General features: G+C 58.2%; 21 protein-coding genes. 13 read left to right on the plus strand and 8 right to left on the minus strand.

The genetic code is table 11. The features are described from left to right. Window positions 1–13 precede the first annotated feature (13 nt). From AC2TAD_RS16080 to AC2TAD_RS16090, 3 genes are all read right to left on the minus strand, one after another. Window positions 14–760, minus strand: a complete 747-nt coding sequence (locus AC2TAD_RS16080; RefSeq protein WP_480868864.1) for an extensin-like domain-containing protein — start codon at window positions 758–760, stop codon at window positions 14–16. Between the two features lie 13 nt (window positions 761–773). Beyond that, window positions 774–2162: an adenosylhomocysteinase gene (gene ahcY, locus AC2TAD_RS16085; RefSeq protein ID WP_170755541.1), complete on the minus strand. Its 1389-nt coding sequence runs from the start codon at window positions 2160–2162 to the stop codon at window positions 774–776. Between the two features lie 101 nt (window positions 2163–2263). Next, a complete protein-coding gene (locus tag AC2TAD_RS16090; RefSeq protein WP_170355584.1) occupies window positions 2264–2584 on the minus strand; it encodes a hypothetical protein in 321 nt (106 codons plus the stop codon). A gap of 205 nt (window positions 2585–2789) precedes the next feature. Between AC2TAD_RS16090 and AC2TAD_RS16095 the strand changes: the two genes are divergently transcribed. Continuing rightward, window positions 2790–3383, plus strand: coding sequence for an HD domain-containing protein (locus AC2TAD_RS16095; protein WP_480868866.1), 594 nt, complete (start codon window positions 2790–2792; stop codon window positions 3381–3383). On the opposite strand, the gene AC2TAD_RS16100 is transcribed toward AC2TAD_RS16095, so the two are convergent. From AC2TAD_RS16100 to AC2TAD_RS16110, 3 genes are all read right to left on the minus strand, one after another. Continuing rightward, window positions 3380–3751: a VOC family protein gene (locus AC2TAD_RS16100; protein ID WP_170355586.1), complete on the minus strand. Its 372-nt coding sequence runs from the start codon at window positions 3749–3751 to the stop codon at window positions 3380–3382. The genes AC2TAD_RS16095 and AC2TAD_RS16100 overlap by 4 nt on opposite strands. Window positions 3752–3916: 165 nt before the next feature. Further along, a complete protein-coding gene (locus AC2TAD_RS16105; protein WP_142637470.1) occupies window positions 3917–4471 on the minus strand; it encodes an ActR/PrrA/RegA family redox response regulator transcription factor in 555 nt (184 codons plus the stop codon). 76 nt (window positions 4472–4547) lie between these two features. Next, window positions 4548–5168 carry an SCO family protein gene (locus tag AC2TAD_RS16110; protein ID WP_480868868.1) on the minus strand — a complete coding sequence of 207 codons (621 nt, stop codon included), beginning with the start codon at window positions 5166–5168 and terminating at the stop codon, window positions 4548–4550. Between the two features lie 93 nt (window positions 5169–5261). Here AC2TAD_RS16110 and regB point away from each other — a divergent pair, with 93 nt between their 5' ends. From regB to AC2TAD_RS16160, 10 genes are all read left to right on the plus strand, one after another. Then, complete coding sequence (gene regB, locus AC2TAD_RS16115; protein WP_170355588.1) at window positions 5262–6659, plus strand: sensor histidine kinase RegB; 1398 nt, start codon at window positions 5262–5264, stop codon at window positions 6657–6659. 64 nt (window positions 6660–6723) lie between these two features. Further along, a complete protein-coding gene (locus AC2TAD_RS16120; protein WP_480868870.1) occupies window positions 6724–8232 on the plus strand; it encodes a PAS-domain containing protein in 1509 nt (502 codons plus the stop codon). A 41-nt stretch (window positions 8233–8273) separates the two neighbouring features. Then, the gene (gene tsaE, locus AC2TAD_RS16125; RefSeq protein WP_480868872.1) at window positions 8274–8747 is read left to right on the plus strand and encodes a tRNA (adenosine(37)-N6)-threonylcarbamoyltransferase complex ATPase subunit type 1 TsaE; all 474 of its coding nucleotides are present in this window, start codon (window positions 8274–8276) and stop codon (window positions 8745–8747) included. Then, complete coding sequence (locus AC2TAD_RS16130; RefSeq protein WP_480868873.1) at window positions 8744–9748, plus strand: aminoglycoside phosphotransferase family protein; 1005 nt, start codon at window positions 8744–8746, stop codon at window positions 9746–9748. The genes tsaE and AC2TAD_RS16130 overlap by 4 nt, the downstream gene beginning before the upstream one ends. Beyond that, on the plus strand, window positions 9745–10431 hold the full coding sequence (locus AC2TAD_RS16135) for a nucleotidyltransferase family protein (protein ID WP_480868875.1): 687 nt from the start codon (window positions 9745–9747) through the stop codon (window positions 10429–10431). The genes AC2TAD_RS16130 and AC2TAD_RS16135 overlap by 4 nt, the downstream gene beginning before the upstream one ends. Next, the gene (gene addB, locus AC2TAD_RS16140) at window positions 10424–13351 is read left to right on the plus strand and encodes a double-strand break repair protein AddB (protein ID WP_480868877.1); all 2928 of its coding nucleotides are present in this window, start codon (window positions 10424–10426) and stop codon (window positions 13349–13351) included. Before AC2TAD_RS16135 ends, addB begins: the two co-directional genes overlap by 8 nt. Further along, on the plus strand, window positions 13348–16707 hold the full coding sequence (gene addA, locus AC2TAD_RS16145) for a double-strand break repair helicase AddA (protein ID WP_480868879.1): 3360 nt from the start codon (window positions 13348–13350) through the stop codon (window positions 16705–16707). The genes addB and addA overlap by 4 nt, the downstream gene beginning before the upstream one ends. Window positions 16708–16767: 60 nt before the next feature. Beyond that, on the plus strand, window positions 16768–17088 hold the full coding sequence (trxA, locus tag AC2TAD_RS16150) for a thioredoxin (RefSeq protein WP_170355595.1): 321 nt from the start codon (window positions 16768–16770) through the stop codon (window positions 17086–17088). Window positions 17089–17153: 65 nt separating this feature from the next. Continuing rightward, window positions 17154–17501, plus strand: a complete 348-nt coding sequence (locus AC2TAD_RS16155) for a Lin0512 family protein (RefSeq protein ID WP_480868880.1) — start codon at window positions 17154–17156, stop codon at window positions 17499–17501. Then, window positions 17501–17860 carry a Lin0512 family protein gene (locus tag AC2TAD_RS16160; RefSeq protein ID WP_480868882.1) on the plus strand — a complete coding sequence of 120 codons (360 nt, stop codon included), beginning with the start codon at window positions 17501–17503 and terminating at the stop codon, window positions 17858–17860. Before AC2TAD_RS16155 ends, AC2TAD_RS16160 begins: the two co-directional genes overlap by 1 nt. A gap of 58 nt (window positions 17861–17918) precedes the next feature. On the opposite strand, the gene AC2TAD_RS16165 is transcribed toward AC2TAD_RS16160, so the two are convergent. Next, complete coding sequence (locus AC2TAD_RS16165; protein ID WP_170355739.1) at window positions 17919–18113, minus strand: DUF1127 domain-containing protein; 195 nt, start codon at window positions 18111–18113, stop codon at window positions 17919–17921. 197 nt (window positions 18114–18310) lie between these two features. Here AC2TAD_RS16165 and hslV point away from each other — a divergent pair, with 197 nt between their 5' ends. After that, on the plus strand, window positions 18311–18871 hold the full coding sequence (gene hslV, locus AC2TAD_RS16170) for an ATP-dependent protease subunit HslV (protein ID WP_480868885.1): 561 nt from the start codon (window positions 18311–18313) through the stop codon (window positions 18869–18871). On the opposite strand, the gene AC2TAD_RS16175 is transcribed toward hslV, so the two are convergent. Further along, window positions 18860–20101, minus strand: a complete 1242-nt coding sequence (locus AC2TAD_RS16175; RefSeq protein ID WP_209196012.1) for an MFS transporter — start codon at window positions 20099–20101, stop codon at window positions 18860–18862. The genes hslV and AC2TAD_RS16175 overlap by 12 nt on opposite strands. Window positions 20102–20264: 163 nt before the next feature. On the opposite strand from AC2TAD_RS16175, the gene hslU reads away from it, so the two are divergent. Further along, the gene (gene hslU, locus AC2TAD_RS16180; RefSeq protein ID WP_480868887.1) at window positions 20265–21572 is read left to right on the plus strand and encodes an ATP-dependent protease ATPase subunit HslU; all 1308 of its coding nucleotides are present in this window, start codon (window positions 20265–20267) and stop codon (window positions 21570–21572) included. Window positions 21573–21640: the final 68 nt, after the last annotated feature.

Below are 21640 nucleotides of genomic sequence, written 5' to 3' on the forward strand. Positions count from 1 at the left end.
TCGCGGGGCCGGATTATCTGCAATAGCTCCAGCCGGGCCCCTGCAAATGGAAGTGGTCCGCGTGCAGCTTGTTGAAATTGGGGCTCAGCACCACGCGGAACCAATCACAAGCGCCCTGCCCGATCTGGCGTAGGAATTCGGATTCGGGCCCTTGGGTCGGCCAATCCCGCAACAGGTTCACCGTGCGGCCATCTGCCAGATCGACCCCTATGATATCAATAGAATCCGCAGTTGCATGACTGCTCCATCGGCTGTCCTGCCCCTGCGCGGTCCGCGTCCGGCGGCAGTTATAGCTGCCCAGGTGCCGCAGAGCACGCGCCTCAGTACCCAAAATGTCCCGCGCAGCAGGCTGAACCACGTGATGTTCCCACATGGCAAGACGCAGAGCCGTGGTACAGCGCGTTTCGACCCCCGGGACATCTGCGGTAACAACGCGCGACAACAGGCCCCGTCCGCTGATCCCGCAATTCTGATCGACGACCAAATCTTCCATCTCAGCAAACGCCACTTCGTCCGCAGACAGTACCGCCTTGCATTGCGCCTCATCCGCCAGAGCACGGTTCAACTGAAACCGCGTAACCAGAGTAACCGGGGCCGTAATCGACAGATCGCGCAGGGGGTTCCAATGGTCAGGCAAGGGTGACTTCGGGTGTGTCACCAGCAGAAACCCGGCAGAGCCAACTAGAAATAGAAATACGATGATGGAAAAGAAAGACGCCGCCAGTCGCATGAACCGGCGGCGTCCCGTGCGTTTCGTCATACCCGATCCGCGATCAGTAGCGGTAATGCTCGGGCTTATAGGGACCTTCGGGTTTCACGCCGATATAGGCCGCTTGTTCCGAGTCCATCTGAGTCAGCTTCACGCCGATACGGTCCAGATGCAGGCGGGCGACTTTCTCATCCAGATGCTTGGGCAGGATATAGACTTCGTTTTTGTACTCATCGCCTTTAGTGAAGAGCTCGATCTGCGCCAGAACCTGGTTGGTGAACGAGGCCGACATCACGAACGACGGATGCCCGGTGGCGTTGCCGAGGTTCAGCAGACGCCCTTCGGACAGCAGGATGATGCGGTTGCCCGAGGGCATCTCGATCATGTCCACCTGTTCCTTGATGTTGGTCCATTTGTGGTTTTTCAGGCTGGCCACCTGAATTTCGTTGTCGAAGTGGCCGATGTTGCCGACGATGGCCATGTCCTTCATCTCGCGCATGTGCTCGATACGGATCACGTCCTTGTTGCCGGTGGTCGTGATGAACACATCAGCGCTGGCAACTTCGTCTTCCAGCAGAGTGACCTCGAACCCGTCCATTGCGGCCTGCAACGCGCAGATCGGGTCAACTTCGGTCACTTTCACACGGGCACCGGCACCGGCCAGCGACGCGGCCGAGCCTTTGCCCACATCGCCATAGCCGCAGACCACGGCAACCTTACCGGCCAGCATGGTGTCGGTGGCGCGGCGGATGCCGTCGACCAGCGATTCTTTGCAGCCATACTTGTTGTCGAATTTCGACTTGGTGACGCTGTCATTCACGTTGATCGCAGGGAAAGGAAGGTGGCCTTCTTTCACCAGCTGATACAGACGGTTCACGCCGGTCGTGGTTTCCTCGGACACACCTTTGATCTGGTCGCGCATCTTGGTGAACCAGCCTGGGCTTGCAGCCATACGCTTGGCGATCTGCTTCTTGATCACCTCTTCCTCTTCCGAGCCCGGAACGGGAATGATGTCTTCACCCGCTTCGGCACGTGCGCCCAGCAGGATATACAGCGTCGCGTCGCCGCCGTCGTCCAGGATCATGTTCGGGCCATCTTCGAACATAAAGGACTTGTCCAGATAGTCCCAATGCTCTTCCAGGGTCTGGCCTTTGATGGCGAAAACGGGAATGCCCGCCTCGGCAATGGCCGCCGCCGCGTGGTCCTGAGTCGAGAAGATGTTGCACGACGCCCAGCGCACATCTGCGCCAAGCGCCACCAGCGTTTCGATTAGAACGGCTGTTTGGATGGTCATGTGCAGCGAGCCAACGATGCGCGCGCCGCTAAGCGGTTTGCTTTCGCCATATTCTGCTCGCAGGGACATCAGGCCCGGCATCTCAGTTTCGGCGATATCCAGTTCTTTGCGGCCGAACCCGGCCAGCGAAATGTCTTTGACGATATAGTCCCCGGCCATCAGGTACTCCATTCCGGTAAATACTGTTCCGGGTTGCCCCTAACATCCCTTTATGAGCGTGGCAACGCAGATGGCCGGAAACGGGATTTTTGTCGCTAAAATCAGCTTGGCGTGCCGTCTACCTTGATCTTGGGGATCGCCTCAAAAAAATCGGTGCCAACGGCGACGATACAACTCAGGCCGTTCGCATGGGTCACCAAAACGGTATAGCTTCCCGTTTCCTCAGAGGTCCAAACCTCCATCACCGATTGCCCGCCGCGCGATTTCTGCAATCCGCCAAAGGCTAGCTGTTCCGAATAGCTGTCCTGTAGCTTGGCGATTACGTGATCACGCTGCGCACAAGTGTTCTGCTGTGCAAAAGCCGGAGGCGCAGTCGCGGCCATTCCAAAAGCCAGGGCAACTCCAAATAAACGCTTGAACATAACAAGCTCCTTTCGATTCTGGTTTCAATCGAGAGGGGCACACCGGGAGAAGCATGCGCCCCCCTCGGTACTTGATGTCGGTATCACCGCGCACTTGTTCAAAGCACGAATGCTCAAGAAAAAGTTGGCAGCTGGTGATCTTGACAGGTAAACCATACCATAAAATTGAGGCGCAATCGCGGCTGTACGGACGAGGCATGGCATAATGGCAACACAACCCCGCGCGTGGCAGAGGATGCTGTCGGGCCGTAGGCTGGACCTGCTGGACCCCACCCCTGTGGATATCGAGATCGAAGATATCGCGCATGGACTGGCCTTTGTGGCGCGCTGGAACGGCCAGACGGCAGGGGATTTCGCCTATTCCGTGGCCGAACATTCGCTGCTGGTCGAAGAGCTTTATGGCCGCATGGCCCCCAATGCGCCGGTCAAATGGCGGCTGGCTGCCTTGTTACATGACGCCCCCGAATATGTGATCGGAGACATGATCTCGCCGGTCAAATCCGCCGTCGGTCCCGACTATGGTGCGTTGGATGATCGGTTGGCGGCGGCGATCCACATTCGCTTTGGCCTGCCCGCTGCGGTGCCGAAGACAGTGAAACGTCAGATCAAAAAGGCCGACAAGATCAGCGCCTGGATGGAGGCCACCCAGATCGCGGGCTTTTCCGAGGCCGAGGCGACCAAGTTTTTTGGTCGCCCCGACAAGTCGGTGACAGAGGGGCTGAACATCGTCCTGCGCCCTCCGGTCGAGGTGCGACGCGCCTATACTGACCGGCACGCCGCCCTGTTGGCACAGCTTTAGCCGAAGACGTAGAAACAGATCTTGTTGTTGTCCGCATCACGGACATAGGCCCCGTAGAACACATCCGGCACGCGCTGGCCGGGCTCGCCTTCGTCGGTGGCACCAAGGCTGATCGCCTTGTCGTACATCGCCTGCGCGTGCTCTTTCGAATCCGCTGCAAAAGCCACCATAGTGCCGTTTCCCGGCGCACAATCACCACCGTCATAAGGTTCGCACACAGCCAGCATCGGCGCACCGGGCTGGTTGCCGATAAAGGCGATGCGCCCCACATCCAGCGTCACCTTAGCATCGCGATCCGAAAGCAGCTCGGTATAGAATTTCTTTGCGCGCTCCATGTCTGACACGCCGATGGTCACGTAACCGATCATTTGAGAGGTTCCTGTCTTGTTAAGTGTTTTCCCGAGGCGAACACTTGGCCTCAGGTCGCAGAGGTGCAAGTCACGAAGGCGTGACACATGACGACACACCGCAACTTATCTGCCGGCTAGAACACATAGAAATACTGAATCTCAGCGCCGAGGACTCAAACAAGCTTATCGCGGGCTGCGCTTTGCCAAAATCCGCTGCAACGTCCGACGGTGCATGTTCAGTCGACGGGCAGTCTCGGACACATTCCGGTCGCACAGCTCATAAACCCGTTGAATATGTTCCCAGCGCACGCGGTCCGCGCTCATGGGGTTTTCCGGGGGCGGTGGTAGTTCGTCGCCCTTGGCCAGCAGCGCGTTGGTGATGTCAGTGGCGTCGGCGGGTTTCGAAAGATAATCGGTCGCACCGATCTTAACGGCGGCCACGGCGGTCGCGATCGCGCCGTATCCGGTCAGAACCACAACCCGGCTATCCGGGCGCTTTTCACGCAGCACTTCGACCACGTCTAAACCATTGCCGTCCTCAAGCCGCAAATCCACGACCGCATATGCTGGTGGGCGGGCTGTTGAAATGGCACGGCCTGCGGCGACCGAACCTGCGGTCTCGACCTCGAAGCCGCGCTTTTCCATGGCTTTGGCCAGACGTCTCAGAAAAGGCTCATCATCATCTACCAGAAGCAGGGATTTGTCCGGGCCGATATCCAGGTCAGAGCTGTCTGCCATATTTTATTCTTTCCGCTATTTCACGCCGTTGGCCTAGCTATGAGTAATAGCAGCGCCATTGCAAAGGTCAAACGGATCACAGTTTGTCCAGAAAACACCCGACCTTGTCGGCCATCTGTTCAGCTGAGTCATTGCGGTTGAAGAATTCAAGAAATCCGGCCTCGGGCGTCATCAGGTAGGTAAAGGTGGAATGGTCGACCAGATAGTATTCGTCGCTTTTGTCATGGGCCTTGTAATAGGTCTTGTAAGCCTGGCTGGCGGCTTTGACCTGCTCGGCCGAACCGGTCAGCGCGATGGTTTTACCGCCCATGTTAAAGGCATAGTCGGCCACCACTTCTGGCGTGTCCCGGTCTGGGTCGATTGAGATGAAAAGAGGCGTCACCGACTGGCCACGACCCGCCAGTATATCCACGGCCTCGGCGTTGCGCGACATGTCGAACGGGCAGACATCAGGACAGAACGTATAGCCAAAATAAACCAGTGTTGGCTCGGTGATAACGTCAGTGTCAGTGACAGTCTGACCCTCTCCGTTGATCAATTCGAATGGGCCGCCGATTGCTGCGGTGCCACCGGCGATTTGGCTGGACCGGCATTGTGCGAACTGATCATCTGATCCGGCACCTCGGGTCAGCAGCCACATGGCCCCCAGACCAATGGCAAGAACAACGGTGGCAAGAACGGCATAAAGACGGACCATGACTTCAATCCTAATGATCAGAGGGGTTGTTGATCGTTTCGGCCCGGACACCTATCAAGATGATCAGCCGATGCAACAGGACATAGTGAACCCATGGCCAATTCCAACATCACATTATGGCGTGGACAGGAACGCAGCAGCTGGATCAGGCTGCGCACGCTGATCCTGCTGCGCTGGGTTGCCATCATCGGCCAGATCACAGCCATCACCGTCGCCCAACAGACCTATCACGTCGAGCTGGATGTGATGCTGTGCTACCTGGCCATCGGGGTATCGATCCTGGGCAACTTGACTGCGATCCTGATCTTCCCAAGAAACAAGCGCTTGTCAGAGTTCGAGAACTTCCTGATGGTTCTGTTCGACCTGCTGCAATTGACCGTTCTGCTGTACCTGACCGGGGGGCTGAACAATCCGTTTGCCTTGCTGCTTGTGGGGCCAGTAACGATCTCGGCCAATGTCATGAGCACCCGGTCGACGTTGATCGTTGGCGTGGTTGCAATTGTTCTGACCACTCTGCTGGCCGAATTCCATGTGCCCTTGCGTACGGATGTCGGAATGGATCTTGAAATCCCGGATATCCTGTTGTTCGGAAACTGGGCCGCGATCGTCATCGCGATCGTCTTTTTGGGTGCCTATTCACATCGTGTCAGTTCCGAAGTTCAATCCATGTCCGAGGCTCTGGCCGCCACGCATATGGCCCTGGCGAGAGAACAGAAGCTGACCGACCTAGGTGGGGTTGTTGCTGCGGCCGCGCATGAACTGGGCACGCCGCTGGCCACAATCAAATTGACCAGCTCGGAGTTGATCGAAGAACTGGATGACCGGCCCGAACTGAAAGAGGATGCCGCGCTGATCCGAGAACAGGCCAACCGGTGCCGGGACATATTGCGCGACATGGGCAGGGCCGGAAAGGATGATCTGCATCTGCGGCAAGCCCCTCTTTCAACCGTGGTGAACGAGGCTGCAGAACCACACATTCACCGGGGCAAAACCGTCCATTTTACCGAAGGCCCTGCGGATGACGGGGATGTTCAGCAACCCTCGATCCTGCGCAAGCCCGAAATCATTCACGGGTTGCGGAACCTAATCCAGAATGCGGTGGATTTTGCCCGCGCGAACGTTTGGGTCGAGGCGGAATGGAGCTCTGATCAGATCATTGTCAGCATCATGGATGACGGGCGCGGATATCCGTCTCAGATGATCGGGCGAATTGGCGACCCATTCATGCGCCGCCGGCGCGCCGAAACCGATCAGCGCGCACGCCCAGAATACGAAGGCATGGGGTTGGGCTTGTTCATCGCCAAAACCCTGCTGGAGCGCAGCGGAGCGGAACTGGAATTTGCCAACGGTTCAGACCCCTATCAGACCTTATCCGAAAACCCCGAACGTCGGGGGGCTATCGTCAAGGTCACTTGGCCAAGAAATCTGGTTGATGCGCAACAAGGAGACACCCCGGTCCCGTCTGGCGCGAACCAACGGATTCAGGTCTGAGTTAAGACCCCGTTAACCATTGGTAACCATAATCCGGTTTCGTAACTTCTGTTGCGGGGCGTTCATGGTCGACTGGTTCATTCTGGCTGTCATAGGCTTGGTCTCTGCCGGCCTTGCGGTGCAATGGCTGCTGCCGCGCCGTCGGCACAGGGGTGACAATTTCGGCCTATCCTCGCCCACGTCCTTGTTTGACGCGGTGTTTTTGTTCGACGATCAACGTCTGATCAGCCACTCGGATATCGCGCTAGAAGGGTTCGAAGAAGTCCGGTCCTGGCACGACCTGCGCCGTTTACTGCAGCGAGACTTTCCCACTTTTCCCGAAACTCCGGACTGCATCCGACAGGAGGGTAATCTGATCATCCCCGCCATAGACTGTACGGTCGAGCGTGACGTCATGTGCGAATGGATCGACGGCATAGTCAGGGTTCAATTGCGTGAAAACAGCATCTGCCCTGCCACCATCAACCGTGAGGCGAACGATCCAATCCGCCTGGCAATGGAACGCGCGCCGTATCCCGTCTGGTTACTGGATGAACAAGACACAGTTCGTTGGTGCAACGCAGCCTATATTTCGTTGGTTCGCAAGGTGCGGGGTCAGGATACCGATCTGACCGCGCCGTTGTTTCCCGGATCCGAAGAAGATGCCCGACTGGGTGGAAAGACGCGGATTTCAATTTCGTCGGACGGCAGCGAAATCAAGCTTTGGTTCGATCTGACACGAGTCCACCATCCAGAGGGGCACTTGTGTTACGCCGTCGACATCAACGCGATTGTCGACGCCGAAACCGCCCAGCGCAAATTCGTTCAGACGATGACCAAGACCTTTGCCCAACTGTCCATTGGGTTGGCGATTTTCGACCGCAACCGACAATTGGCCCTGTTCAACCCGGCCCTAATTGACCTGACCGCCCTGCCCCCGGACTTCCTCAGCTGCCGGCCAAGCCTGTCCAGTTTTTTCGACCGGCTAAGGGATCAACACGTGATGCCCGAACCCAAGAACTACCGAAGCTGGCGCAGTCAGATGAATGACCTGCTTGAGGCTGCCGAGGACGGGAATTATCAGGAAACGTGGTCGCTGCCCTCAGGGTCGGTTTATTCGGTTAGCGGCCGCCCCCATCCCGACGGTGCCGTCGCCTTTTTGTTCGAAGACATCACGGCCGAGATCACCCTGACCCGGCGGTTCCGTTCAGAAATGGACCTGATGCAATCGGTTCTGGACAAACTGGCGGATGCGGTCGCCGTTTTTGGCGATGACGGAACCCTGGCCTTTACCAATTACGCCTATCAAAATCTGTGGGGCGACAGCGGAGACTCGGGGTTTGACGCCGATTCAGTTCTGGATGTCACCCGCAGTTGGCAGGAACTTTGTACCGCATCCCCTGTTTTCGGTGAGATTCGAGAGTTTGTAGGGATGCGCGACAACCGGGCAGAATGGTCGGCAGAGTTGCGTATGCGCAATGGTGCTTCGCTTGAATGCACAATCTGCCCGATGCAAAACGGAGCGACAATTATCCGGTTTGCAACAGAAGATAAAACAGTTCTTCAACCTAAGTTACACCAGATCAGCGCCTGAACCGGGTTGCAGGCAAACCGGTGCGACGTCATTGTGGCGCCATGACGACCGCGCCCTTTGCAATCACCTTCAATTCGCCTTGTGAGACGGCAGATTTTGCCGCTCGGTTGGGCCGGATTCTACGTCTGGGCGATACTCTCTTGCTCGAAGGCGAAATTGGCAGCGGAAAAACCCACTTCTCCCGCAGTCTTATTCAATCGGTAATGAGCATCCCCGAAGACGTTCCTTCGCCAACATTCACGTTGGTTCAGGTTTATGACACCGAAATCGGAGAAATCTGGCACTGTGATCTTTACCGCCTTGGCGCAGTGGATGAGGTCGATGAGCTTGGCCTGACCGAGGCATTTGAAACAGCGATTTGCCTTGTGGAATGGCCTGACAAACTCGGGTCGATGCAACCTGAAAATGCCTTGACACTTTCGTTTGAAACAGACCCTAACACTGTGGAAAAACGCCTTATAACCCTTTCGTGGGTAAATACCGAATGGGCCAGCAGACTGGAGGCCGCGCAATGACAAACCGAGCTGTGCTGGCCGAAGCGCTGATCGCTCAAACCCCGTGGGCCAATGCGCAGCGTGCGCCTTTGGCCGGGGACGCCTCGAACCGCCGTTATGAGCGTCTGACCGATCCGGATACCGGCAAGACAGCGGTTTTGATGGACTCGCCACCGGGTCAGGCTGAACCCGTCGAAGCGTTTGTCCGAATGGCAAACCATTTGCGATCCATCGGCCTTAGCGCGCCCGAAATTTATGCCGAAGATACCGAATATGGCTTTTTGTTGCTTGAGGATTTGGGCGACGATCTGTTTGCGCGTGTGCTGCGGCGATCTCCGACGATGGAACGTGAATTCTACGAGGCAGCCACAGACGTTTTGATCACGCTGCACAAGGCACCGACGCTTTCATTGCCATCCTATGGCCCATCCTTGATGACAGAACTGGCCGCACTGTCGTTCACCAAATACGCCCAGTCGATCCAAGGATCGCATGACAAGGACGCACGGGATCGTTTCGAACACCGGTTTGCAGATATCCTGCACCGGGAAACTGCGGGAACAAAAGTTGTTGTCCAAAGGGATTATCACGCCGAAAACCTGATTTGGTTGCCTGAACGCGACGGCGTTGCCCGCGTTGGGTTGCTGGACTTTCAGACAGCCATGCTGGGCCATCCCGCTTATGATCTGGTCTCGCTTCTGCAAGATGTGCGCCGGGATGTAGCACCTGGAACCGAAATGCGGATGGTTAACAGGTATATTCAGACAACCGGAGTGAACGACCACGATTTCCGCACCGCATATGCCGTTCTGGGAGCGCAACGAAACCTGCGTATTCTCGGTGTATTTGCCCGATTGGCGACGGAATATGGAAAACCGCAATATGTCGACCTGATCCCCGCGACATGGACGCATTTGATGCGCGATCTGGAACATCCCGCGTTGGTCACCGTGTCCGATCTGTTACGTGATGGGCTACCTGCACCGACGCCTGAAAACCTTGCTAAGCTCAGAGAGTCATGACCGAAACGCCTGATGCCATCATGCTGTTTGCTGCCGGGTTTGGAACTCGTATGGGTGCGCTGACCAAGAATCGGCCGAAACCTCTGGTGGAATGCGCAAGCCGCCCGCTGATTGACCACGCGCTTGATCTGGTCAACGACCTTGATCCAATTCGTAAGGTCGCCAACCTGCATTACCTGCCAGATCAGCTTGAGACTCATCTTGCCCCCAAGGGTGTTTTGCTGTCCCATGAACAACCCGAAATCCTTGAAACAGGAGGTGGATTGCGCGCAGCATTACCTTTGTTAGGGTCTAGTACTGTTTTCACCCTGAATTCAGATGCGATCTGGTCGGGGCCAAATCCACTTGGGATGCTGCGGGATGCTTGGGATCCCGAAAAGATGGATGCGCTATTGATGTGCATACCAACAGACCAAGCCTTTGGACATGCGGGTCAGGGTGATTTCACTGCAGATCGCGACGGCCGCATCACGCGCGGCCCGGGGTTGGTTTATGGTGGCGCGCAGATCATGAAAACCGATGGATTGGCCGATATCCCGGACAAGGCGTTTTCGTTGAATGTTTTGTGGGACCGAATGCATCAGAACGGTCGGTTGTTTGGCCTGACATATCCCGGGCGCTGGTGCGATGTGGGCCGTCCCGAAGGGATCGCTCTGGCTGAAAGGATGTTGGCGGATGTTTGACCCCAGCGGTCTACCCCGTGTATTTGCCGTTCCCCCCGGCACAGATTTTCCGGCCGCTTTGGTGAAAGGGTTGCGCGACCGCAGCAAGGACTATCCGCCCGAAGCATTGGCCAAGGTGCAGCTGGTGGTAAACACAAGGCGAATGGCCCGACGTGTGCGAGAGTTGTTTGACCAAGGGCCAGCCTGCCTTCTGCCGCGTTTATCCTTGGTCACAGACTTGGGCGAAAGCGTTGACCTGGCTAGCGTTCCGCCAGCTATTCCGGCACTACGCAGGCGGTTGGAGTTGACACAGCTGGTCTCAAAACTACTGGACCAACAACCTGATCTGGCGGCGCGATCTTCGCTGTTCGATTTGTCCGACAGTCTGGCCGCATTGATCGACGAAATGCAGGGCGAGGGCGTGTCGCCCGAGGCAATCGGGCAGCTGGATGTCAGCGACTTGTCTGGCCATTGGGCACGCGCGCAGGCCTTTTTTGGGATCGCAGATCAATTCATCGACGCAGGACCCGATGCGCTGGACGCGCAGGCCCGACAGCGCATCGTCGTCGAAAACCTTATTGCGCGGTGGCGGGACGCACCTCCGCAACATCCGGTCATTCTGGCGGGATCTACCGGATCACGCGGCACCACACTGATGCTGATGGAGGCGGTGGCGCGCCTTCCACAGGGTGCTTTGATCCTGCCGGGGTACGACTTCGATCAGCCTGATCACGTCTGGCGGGGGTTGGACGATGCCCTGACCTCGGAAGATCACCCGCAATACCGATTTCACAAATTGATAACTCAGCTTGATCTGAGGCCCGATCAAGTCACGCCCTGGACACCTGATACACCTCCGTCACCCGCGCGTAACCGTTTGGTTTCCCTAGCATTACGCCCAGCACCAATCACGGATGCCTGGATGTCCGAAGGGCCCAAGCTGACAGATTTGGACGGCGCGACGAAAGACCTGACCCTGGTCGAGGCACAATCGCCGCGGGACGAGGCGCTGGCCATTGCCCTGCGCTTGCGGCAAGCGGCCGAGACAGGTCAGACCGCTGCTCTGATCACCCCGGACCGGATGCTGACGCGGCAAGTCAGTGCTGCTTTGGATCGATGGAACATTCTGCCAGATGACAGCGCAGGTCTGCCGCTGCAGCTTTCACCACCGGGGCGATTCCTGCGCCATGTGGCCGGATTGTTTGCGCGACGGCTGGATGGCGAGGCCCTGCTGACACTACTAAAACATCCCCTTTGCCACGATGGTGGCGATCGCGGTACACATCTGCTGCACACGCGCGATCTGGAGCTTGACCTGCGGCGGCATGGGCCTCCGTTCCCGGACAGCCGCAGCCTGACCGCGTTTGCGATCCGCAAAGAGGTGCCGGACGATTGGGTGCGTTGGGTGTCGCATCACTTCTGCGACCAACAAGTGACTACAGATCTGCCACTGTCGGACTGGGTCATCCGGTTGCGCGATCTGGCCGAAGCGATTTCAGCCGGAAATACCGGGGGGCCCGGTACGCTTTGGGACAAGTACGCAGGACAAAAGGCTTTGTCGGTTCTGACCGCACTTACGGAAGAAGCTGGTCATGGTGGTCCGATGACGGCGCATGACTTTGCGGATTTGCTGGGTGCATTGCTGTCAGGTGAAGAGGTCCGGGACCGCGACGCACCGCATCCCCATATCATGATCTGGGGAACACTCGAGGCACGAGTACAGGGTGCAGATCTACTTATCCTTGGTGGCTTGAACGAAGGCAGTTGGCCCGAGGCCCCAAGCCCTGATCCCTGGCTGAACCGCCAGATGCGCGCCAAGGCAGGATTGCTGTTGCCCGAACGGCGGATTGGTCTATCGGCGCATGATTTCCAACAGGCCATCGGCGCGCCCGAGGTCTGGCTGACCCGGGCCACCCGATCCGATGATGCCGAAACCGTGCCGTCGCGCTGGTTGAACCGTTTGACGAACCTGTTGCAGGGCCTGCCGGAACAGGGCGGTCGAGCCGCCCTTTCGGCCATGCGCGGGCGCGGGCAGAAATGGCTGAGCTGGTCGGAACAACTTGAAATCGCGCCCGAAATTCCGGCGGCATCGCGCCCGTCTCCTCGCCCTCCGGTCACGTCGCGCCCGCGTCGTCTGAGCGTGACCGAGATCAAGCGCCTGATACGGGACCCTTATGCGATTTATGCCAAACATGTGCTGCGGCTGCGGCCTCTGGACCCGTTGGTGCAGGCCCCCGATGCGTTATTGCGTGGCATCGTGATCCACGAGATTCTGGAACATTTCGTCAAGGACAGCGTACTGGACACCGCACTGCTGACCCTCGAAACATTTCTGAAACGCGCAGAAACCCTTCTGGATCAACATGTTGCGTGGCCCACCGCCCGCAAATTGTGGCTGGCACGGCTGGAGCGGATCGCCGATGATTTCTTACGCGCCGAAACCGCCCGACGCAGCGATGGCGGGCCCGTGGCGTTTGAGGCCGCTATGAAGCTGGTGCTAGAGCCGCTGAATTTTACCATCGCAGGCCGCGCCGACCGTATCGACCTGAACAGCCGGGGCGCGCTGCGGCTGGTGGATTACAAAACCGGTGCGCCTCCGACCGAAAGCCAGCAGTCCAAATTTGACAAGCAACTGCTGATCGAAGCCGCCATGGCCGAGCAGGGCGGGATCGAGGGTTTTGACCCTCTGCCCGTGGCTGAGGCGGTGTTTATCGGCATGGGCGGCAGCTACAAAGAAGTCCCCGCACCGTTGGCGAAAGAACCGACGGACAAGGTGTTGGCCGAGTTAAAAGAGCTGATTTCGGCTTATTTAGAGCCTAACCAAGGCTTTTCCTCGCGTCGGATGCTGCACAAGGGCACCGACTCTGGCGATTACGACCATCTGGCCCGGTTCGGCGAATGGGACCGCACCGCAGACACCAAGCCCGAGGATCTGACATGAGCGCCCGCAACGACGCGACCGAACGGCAGGTGCAGGCAGCGCGGCCCGATGCCTCGACCTGGCTGGCGGCAAATGCGGGCTCGGGCAAAACGCGGGTTCTGACCGACAGGGTGGCGCGGTTACTGCTGGACGGGGTGCAGCCGCAGCACATCTTGTGCCTGACCTACACCAAAGCCGCCGCCAGTGAGATGCAGAACCGTCTGTTCAAACGGCTGGGCGAATGGGCGATGCTGGGTGACAAGGCGCTGCTGGCGCAACTGACCAATCTGGGCGTCCCCGGCCGGATTGATCCCGACCGTCTGGCACAAGCCCGCACGCTATTTGCCCGCGCGATTGAAACGCCGGGCGGGTTGAAAATCCAGACGATCCACTCTTTCTGTGCCTCGCTTCTGCGGCGATTCCCGCTCGAGGCCGGGGTCAGCCCCCAGTTTTCCGAGATGGAAGACCGCGCCGCCGCCTTGCTGCGCGAAGAAATCGTCGAGGATTTCGCCGAAGGCCCGCAGGCCGCTCTGATCGAGGATGTGGCCCGTTTCGTTACCGATACAGGGTTCGACAATCTGACCGCCGCGATCACCCACAAGCGCAACCTGTTTGCGCAGCCCTTGGGCTGCGCTGATCTGTTGGACCGGTTCGACCTGCCCGATGGGTTAGACGAAGACGCTCTGATCGCGCGCGTGTTTCTGGGCGGTGAGGTCGACCTGATCCGCGCGATCCTACCCGCGTTGACGGAAAGCGGCGGCAACAACGCCAAAGCGGCCGCAAAACTAGCGGCGTTCTCCGATCCCCGGATCAGCAGTCTGCCCATCTTGGAAAGCGTTTTTCTGACCGGAAAGGCCGCCAAAAAACCCTTTACCGCCAAGATCAACACGTTCCCGACCAAAGCCCTGCGCGAAGGCGCATTGGCCGGGCAGATGCCACAGCTTGAGGCGTTGATGCTGCGCATCGAGGCTGCGCGGGAACAGCGGCTGGCGCTGGTGGCGGCGCGCAAGACCCATGTGCTGCACCGGTTCGCCTCTGCCTTTCTGCCGGAATATGAGCGCCGCAAGCAGCTGCGCGGCTGGCTGGATTTCGACGACCTGATCCTGCGCGCACGGCAAGTGCTGAACGACCCGGCGGTTGCCGAATGGGTGCTGTACCGGCTGGATGGCGGCATCGACCACATTCTGGTGGACGAGGCGCAAGACACCAGCCCCGACCAATGGGATGTGGTCGAGAAGCTGGCGCAGGAATTCACCAGCGGCGAGGGGGCAAGGTCTGGGGTCGAGCGCACGATCTTTGTGGTCGGCGACAAGAAACAGTCGATCTATTCCTTCCAGGGCGCGGACCCTGCGGCCTTTGACCAGATGCAGCAGGAATTCGGGCGGCGGCTGAGCAATTCAGGCTCTAAACTGGAGAGTTTGGAGCTGGAATATTCCTTTCGCTCGTCCAGCGCGATCCTGTCCTTGGTCAATATCCTGTTCGAAGGCCATGCCGAGGCCGGGTTTCAGGACAAAGCCCTGCACCGCGCTTTCAAAACCAGCCTGCCGGGGCGAGTCGACCTGTGGCCCGTGGTTGAAAAGGTCGAGGATGAAGAGGATGGCGACTGGACCGATCCCGTCGATCGCCCCGGCGCACGGCATCACACGGTTATTCTGGCGGAAAAGGTGGCACACTCGATCAAAGAGATGATCGACCGGGGCGAAACGATCCCCGAGGATAACGACACCCCCGGCGCATTCTTGCGGCGCAAGGTGCAGCCGGGCGATTTCTTGATCCTAGTGCAGCGCCGGTCCGATCTGTTTGCCGAGATCATCCGCGCCTGCAAGGCCGCCAATCTGCCCATCGCCGGGGCCGACCGGCTGAAGGTCGGGGCGGAACTGGCGGTGAAAGATCTCGCCGCGCTGCTCACCTTTCTGGCCACGCCCGAAGACAGTCTGTCGCTGGCCACTGTGCTGAAATCACCGTTATTCGGGTGGAGCGAGCAGCAGCTATTCGATCTGGCACACCGGCGGTCCGAGCAGTTCCTATGGGCCGCCCTGCGCCACCGGGCCGAGGATTTCCCCGAAACGCTTGAGATTCTGAATGACCTGCGCGGCCAGATCGACTTTCTGCGCCCCTATGACCTGATCGAACGCATCCTGACCCGCCATGACGGACGGCGCAAATTGCTGGGTCGTCTGGGGGCCGAGGCAGAAGACGGAATCAACGCGCTGCTGTCGCAGGCCCTGGCTTATGAGCGCACGGATATTCCCAGCCTGACCGGCTTTCTGGTCTGGATGCAGACCGACGATCTGGAAATCAAACGGCAGATGAGCGGTGTCGGCAACATGATCCGGGTGATGACAGTGCATGGCTCAAAGGGGCTAGAGGCTCCGATCGTAATCCTGCCCGATACCGGAAAACGGCAGGCCCCCCGCGATGCCGAGATCATGGTAGGCGAGGGGGTGCCTTTGTGGAAAGTGCCCGCGGATGCCTCACCCGCGTTGATTGCTCAAGCCCGGTCTGAGGCCCGCGCGCGGGAAGAGAATGAGCGCCTGAGATTGCTCTATGTGGCTCTGACACGGGCAGAAAAGTGGCTGATCGTCGGGGCTGCGGGCGACGTCGGCAAGGATGGCACCAGCTGGTATCAGATGGTCGCGGCGGCAATGGCGCGGGCAGGGGCCACGCAACTGCCAGGCTCGGAAACTCTGCGCCTGTCGCATGGGAATTGGGACGGGCTGTCGCTTGTCGAACAGGAACAGGCCGAAACCACGCAGACTGATCTGCCCCCAGTGTTTGAATCCCCCGCCGCGCCGCCTTTGCCGCAGTCCGAGACGCTCAGCCCTTCTAATCTGGGTGGAGCCAAAGCGCTGCCGGGTGATGCGGGGCAGGATGAAGAGGCCGCCAAACTCAGGGGCACCCGCCTGCATCTGTTGCTGGAACACCTGCCCGGCGCACCACATCAGGACTGGCCGCAGCTTTGCGCCAGAGTACTACCCGATATGCAAGACATCGAACGCAACGATCTGCTGGCAGAGGCAAAGGCCGTTCTGACCTCAGACCACTTGCGGCCTGTCTTTGCGGAAAACACACTGGCCGAAGTTCCTGTTAGCGCAGATCTGGGCGGTCAACGAATGCATGGGGTGATTGACCGGCTGATCGTAACCGAAACTGAGGTGCAGGTGATTGATTTTAAATCAAACGCCACCGTTCCAGAGGCCCCGACTGCGTGCCCCGAGGGTCTTTTGCGGCAGATGGGAGCTTATGCGCAAGCGATGGCCCAAATCTATCCCGACCGAAAAGTGAAAACCGCCATCCTTTGGACCCGCACCGCGCAGTTGATGTGGTTGCCACACGAACTTGTGACCCAAGCACTGACCCGCGCCCAGATACCTTGACCTCGGGATACCCCGTGCCTAGGTTCTGAAGCCAAGCATTCCCCATTCAGGAGACAGAATATGTCGACCGTAGCCGTAACCGACGATACCTTTGACGCCGAAGTCAAGAATTCCGACATCCCTGTTGTTGTCGATTTCTGGGCAGAATGGTGTGGCCCCTGTAAGCAAATCGGCCCCGCTCTGGAAGAGCTGGCGACCGAGTATGGCGGCAAGGTGAAAATTGCCAAGGTAGACGTGGACAGCAACCCGAACGCCGCTGCAGCGATGGGTGTACGCGGTATTCCCGCGCTGTTCATCTTCAAGGACGGTCAGGTTGTTTCGAACCGCGCAGGCGCGGCACCCAAAGCCGCGCTGCAAAGCTGGATCGAAGAGTCCATCTGATCCATTGGATCAACCGAAATAAGAGGCGTCCCACTAGGGGCGCCTTTTTTGTGACCGAGGATCAAATGGCTAAAACACGTGTTCTTGTTGAATTTGGCATGGGAACGTCCTTGCGCCGCCAAGACTATACCGAGGCTGCGCTGCGCGCGATCAAGGATGCCTTGTGGCACAACTCGGTGAATATGGCAGAGCTGTTCGGCTTTCCGAAAGAGGCCATGATCATTGATGCCGAAATCGGCGTAGTCCAACCGGATAAGGTGGATGTCGAGGCGTTAAAGGCCGTTTTTCCCTATGGGCGACCTTCGATCCAGGTCAATCAAGGGGGATTGGATATAGAAAAGCCTGATGCGCAAGGTCACACCGTTATCGCCAATGCCGCAATCATAGTCTCGTTTGATATGGAGGCCGTTTGATGAGCGAAAAGCGAATTATCCTTGAGATGGGCACTGGAAATGACCTGTACGGGCAGGATTACACAAAGGCCGCAAGACGCGCGGTGCAGGATGCGCTGCACCATTCCTCGATCACGCTTTTTTCCAAGCTTGGTGTGGATCACACAGCGATGAGGGTTCAGGTGACGATCGGGGTACAACAGCCGTCAGCTGTGGACTGTGATCAGGTGGCTGCTGATTTGCCACGCGGTCGGGCGCAGGTTCGTGCGGTTCAAGGTGGGCTTGATGTCGTTGACCCGGACGCGGGGCGTCATGTTGTGGCCACCGCCGTGATCGAGGCATTCCTGCCTGACATGGACGGCCAATACAAACTGTCCTGACAAAGAAAAAGCCGCTCGGCTTCGAGCGGCTTGTCTAAGCGGGTATCCTGATTGCGGATCAGAATTTTTCGATATCCGCACGGCACAGACCGACATCGTCCAGCTGGGTGTCGGAGAGTTCCCACAACAGCTTGCGTGTCTTGCGGGATTCATTCCACGCCAGTGCCTTTTCATAGGTTCCGAAGAACGCGTCCACTACATGCAGGATGGTAGCTGCTCCGAGCGGCGCATGGATATTTGCGGTGGTTGCCATTTGCGCATTCCTTGTAACTGAAACAGCCGACCCTTCGTCGGTTGTGAGGCTCATGTAGGATCAAAGCCCGAGTCTCACAATTGCTAGTCTGGTAACCCCGAATTGCACTCAATGCATATCTTTTGAGCAGTTTGAGAACTGTTGCGCTGAACGCACGCCCGGCCCATATAGGATGCCAGTTGAAAACGGAGGCCCCTATGGCAAACAGCGATTTTCCCGGTTGGCATGGCACGACAATTATTGGCGTCAAGAAAGGCGGCCAAGTGGTGATTGCCGGGGATGGGCAGGTCAGTCTGGGCCAGACGGTGATCAAAGGCACTGCCCGCAAGGTGCGCCGCCTGTCCCCCGGTGGGTTCGAGGTCGTCGCAGGTTTCGCCGGATCAACAGCCGACGCCTTCACTTTGCTGGAACGGTTGGAAGCCAAGCTTGAGGCAACGCCGGGCCAACTGGCCCGGGCCTCGGTCGAGCTGGCGAAAGACTGGCGCACCGACAAGTACCTTCAAAAGCTTGAGGCGATGCTGATCGTCACCGACGGCAAAGACCTTTTGGTGATCACCGGGGCAGGGGACGTGCTAGAGCCCGAACACAACGTCGCCGCCATCGGGTCGGGTGGCAATTTCGCATTGGCCGCCGCCCGCGCGATGATGGACAGTGACAAAACCGCCGAAACCGTGGCGCGCGAGGCAATGGCTATTGCCGCCGATATCTGCGTCTACACCAACGGCAATCTGACGGTCGAGGAAATCTCAGGCCAATAACGCTTTGATCTCTTTCCCTTTCCAGCGGCGGTGCATGCCGATCAGGCCCAGTATCGCCGCGACGATGACGATATAGTAGGGCACGCGGATATCGATGCTCATCAATCCGCCGCCAATCAGGGACATGATCCCTCCAGCCAGGCAGAAGACGGCTGTTGTCACGCCCATGACCCAGCCCTGATCGGTTTCGCTGACACTTGCTGAAAATAAGCCCAGTAAAGTCGGATAAGATACCCCGAAGAAGAAATAGAAAAAGAACACCGGCACGTAACTGAGAACACCGCTGGGGCTAAAGGCGAAACCAAAGCCACAGATCACCATTGTGATCAGCGAGACATAAATGATCTGATGCTTGCTGAACCTTTGTTGTGCTGGTTTCACCAGAAAGGTGCTGGAAAAGGCCAGGGCAAAGCCGATGACGACCATGGCCATGCTCCCTCCGATGACGCCATAGCCAAAGCGACTGGTCAGATAATTGTCGACGAACACGTAGAAGGTGACGTTGGCGATCATGAAGAAGGAATAGACTGGCAGGATCTTCAAGACCATCGGATGCCCGCGCACCGCAATCAGGCTGTCGGTAATATCGCGGGGGCGAAACACGAAAGCAGTCCGCTCGGTCCTTGTGTCTTTGAAAAAGGTCATCACCATAAAGATGGCGATCAGCACCAGAACAAACGCGCCGTAGAACGGCATCTTGAGCGTGGCATAGCTGCCCAGCAAAGTGGCGTCGGACAGAACGGCACCGATGATGGGCCCTCCGACCAGGCCAAAGCTGACGCCGGTGACGATGTACCCCATGTTACGATCCCGGTCGGCGGCATCCGTGCTGCCATCAATCATCGCCGCCTGTGCGATGGGTTGGTTTCCGGCTGTGAACCCAGTGATTGACCGCCCAATGATCAACAGCAGCAGGCTGTTGAGGTAAAGTGAGGCGATCGTCAGCGCATAGCCCACGAGCGCCCCACCCAGACAAACCAGTAGCGCGTTCTTGCGTCCGATCGAGTCCGAGACCTTGGACACATAAACCACCCCAAGAAACCACGACAGAAAGAAGCACCCGATCACCAAACCGTAGTAGAAATGCCGCCGTCCCATCGGTGTACTTTCGGGCAGAAAACTGGACGACGTCTCCATGATCAGCGAGTTGATGATCGGAAAGACCAGACCCTGACCCAGCAAGTCCACAAACACCACAAACAGCAGGGTGATCTTGGCAATTTTCGTCATTTTCAAGCTCCTGACCTTCAGGCCACCGTAACAGAATGGGCGCGTTTCACCTATGGAAAGCAATTGCAAACACGATGGGGCGTTGCTAACCAACGCTGCCGCTGTTGTTTTCACCTGTGCGGTGACTACGTAAGCCAAACCGCTGATCGAAAGGACTGCACCCGTGACCGACCTGACCCCGCGCGAGATTGTCTCGGAACTGGACCGTTTCATTATCGGTCAGAAGGATGCCAAACGCGCGGTCGCTGTGGCGCTGCGCAACCGCTGGCGGCGCAAACAACTGGCCGATGACATCCGGGACGAGGTTTATCCCAAGAACATCCTGATGATCGGACCCACCGGCGTCGGCAAGACCGAGATCAGCCGCCGTCTGGCGAAGCTGGCTCGCGCCCCCTTTATCAAGGTTGAGGCCACAAAGTTCACCGAAGTGGGTTACGTCGGCCGCGACGTCGAACAGATCATCCGCGATCTGGCCGATGCGGCGATCATCCAGACACGCGAGTATATGCGCGAGGATGTGAAAGCGAGCGCCTATCAAGCCGCCGAAGACCGAGTAATCGAAGCCATCGCCGGGGAAGACGCCCGCGAAGGCACGCGCGAGATGTTCCGCAAAAAACTAAAGGCCGGAGAGCTGGATGGCACGGTGATCGAGCTGGAGCTGGCCGACAGTTCAAACCCGATGCCGATGTTTGACCTGCCCGGTCAGCCCGGCAGCCAGATGGGGATGATGAATCTGGGCGAAATATTCGGCAAGGCGTTCGGCGGGCGCACCGTCAAAAAACGCATGACCGTGGCCGAAAGCTATGACGCGCTGATCGGGGAAGAGGCCGACAAGCTGCTGGATGACGAAACCGTCAACCGTGTGGCCTTGGAGTCAGTCGAACAGAACGGCATCGTCTTTCTGGATGAGATCGACAAGGTCTGCGCCCGCTCGGATGCGCGCGGTGGCGATGTCAGCCGCGAGGGGGTGCAGCGCGACCTGCTGCCGCTGATCGAGGGCACCACCGTATCCACCAAACATGGCCTGGTGAAAACCGACCATATCCTGTTCATCGCCTCAGGCGCGTTCCACATCGCCAAGCCCTCGGACCTGCTTCCGGAATTGCAGGGGCGTCTGCCGATCCGGGTTGAACTGCGCGCGCTCACCGAAGAGGATTTCGTGCGTATCCTGACCGAGACCGACAATGCCCTGACCCGCCAGTACACCGCGCTGATGGGCACCGAAGAGGTGACTGTCAGTTTCACCGATGACGGCATCGCGGCGCTCGCCAAGATCGCGGCGGATGTGAACCAAAGCGTCGAAAACATCGGCGCGCGACGGCTTTATACGGTGATGGAACGCGTGTTCGAGGAACTCTCGTTCACAGCACCCGATCAGGCCGGAGTGGAAATCACTGTGAATGCACAGTTCGTGGATGACAATCTGGGCGAATTGACCAAATCCACCGATCTCAGCCGTTACGTTTTGTAACGCACCCGGCTGATTTTTGCTGCCTGTGCCAACCTGCCTCGCTGGACGTGGGGCGGGAATGCGTTAGC

It is taken from the genome of Ruegeria sp. HKCCD7628, assembly GCF_057221005.1.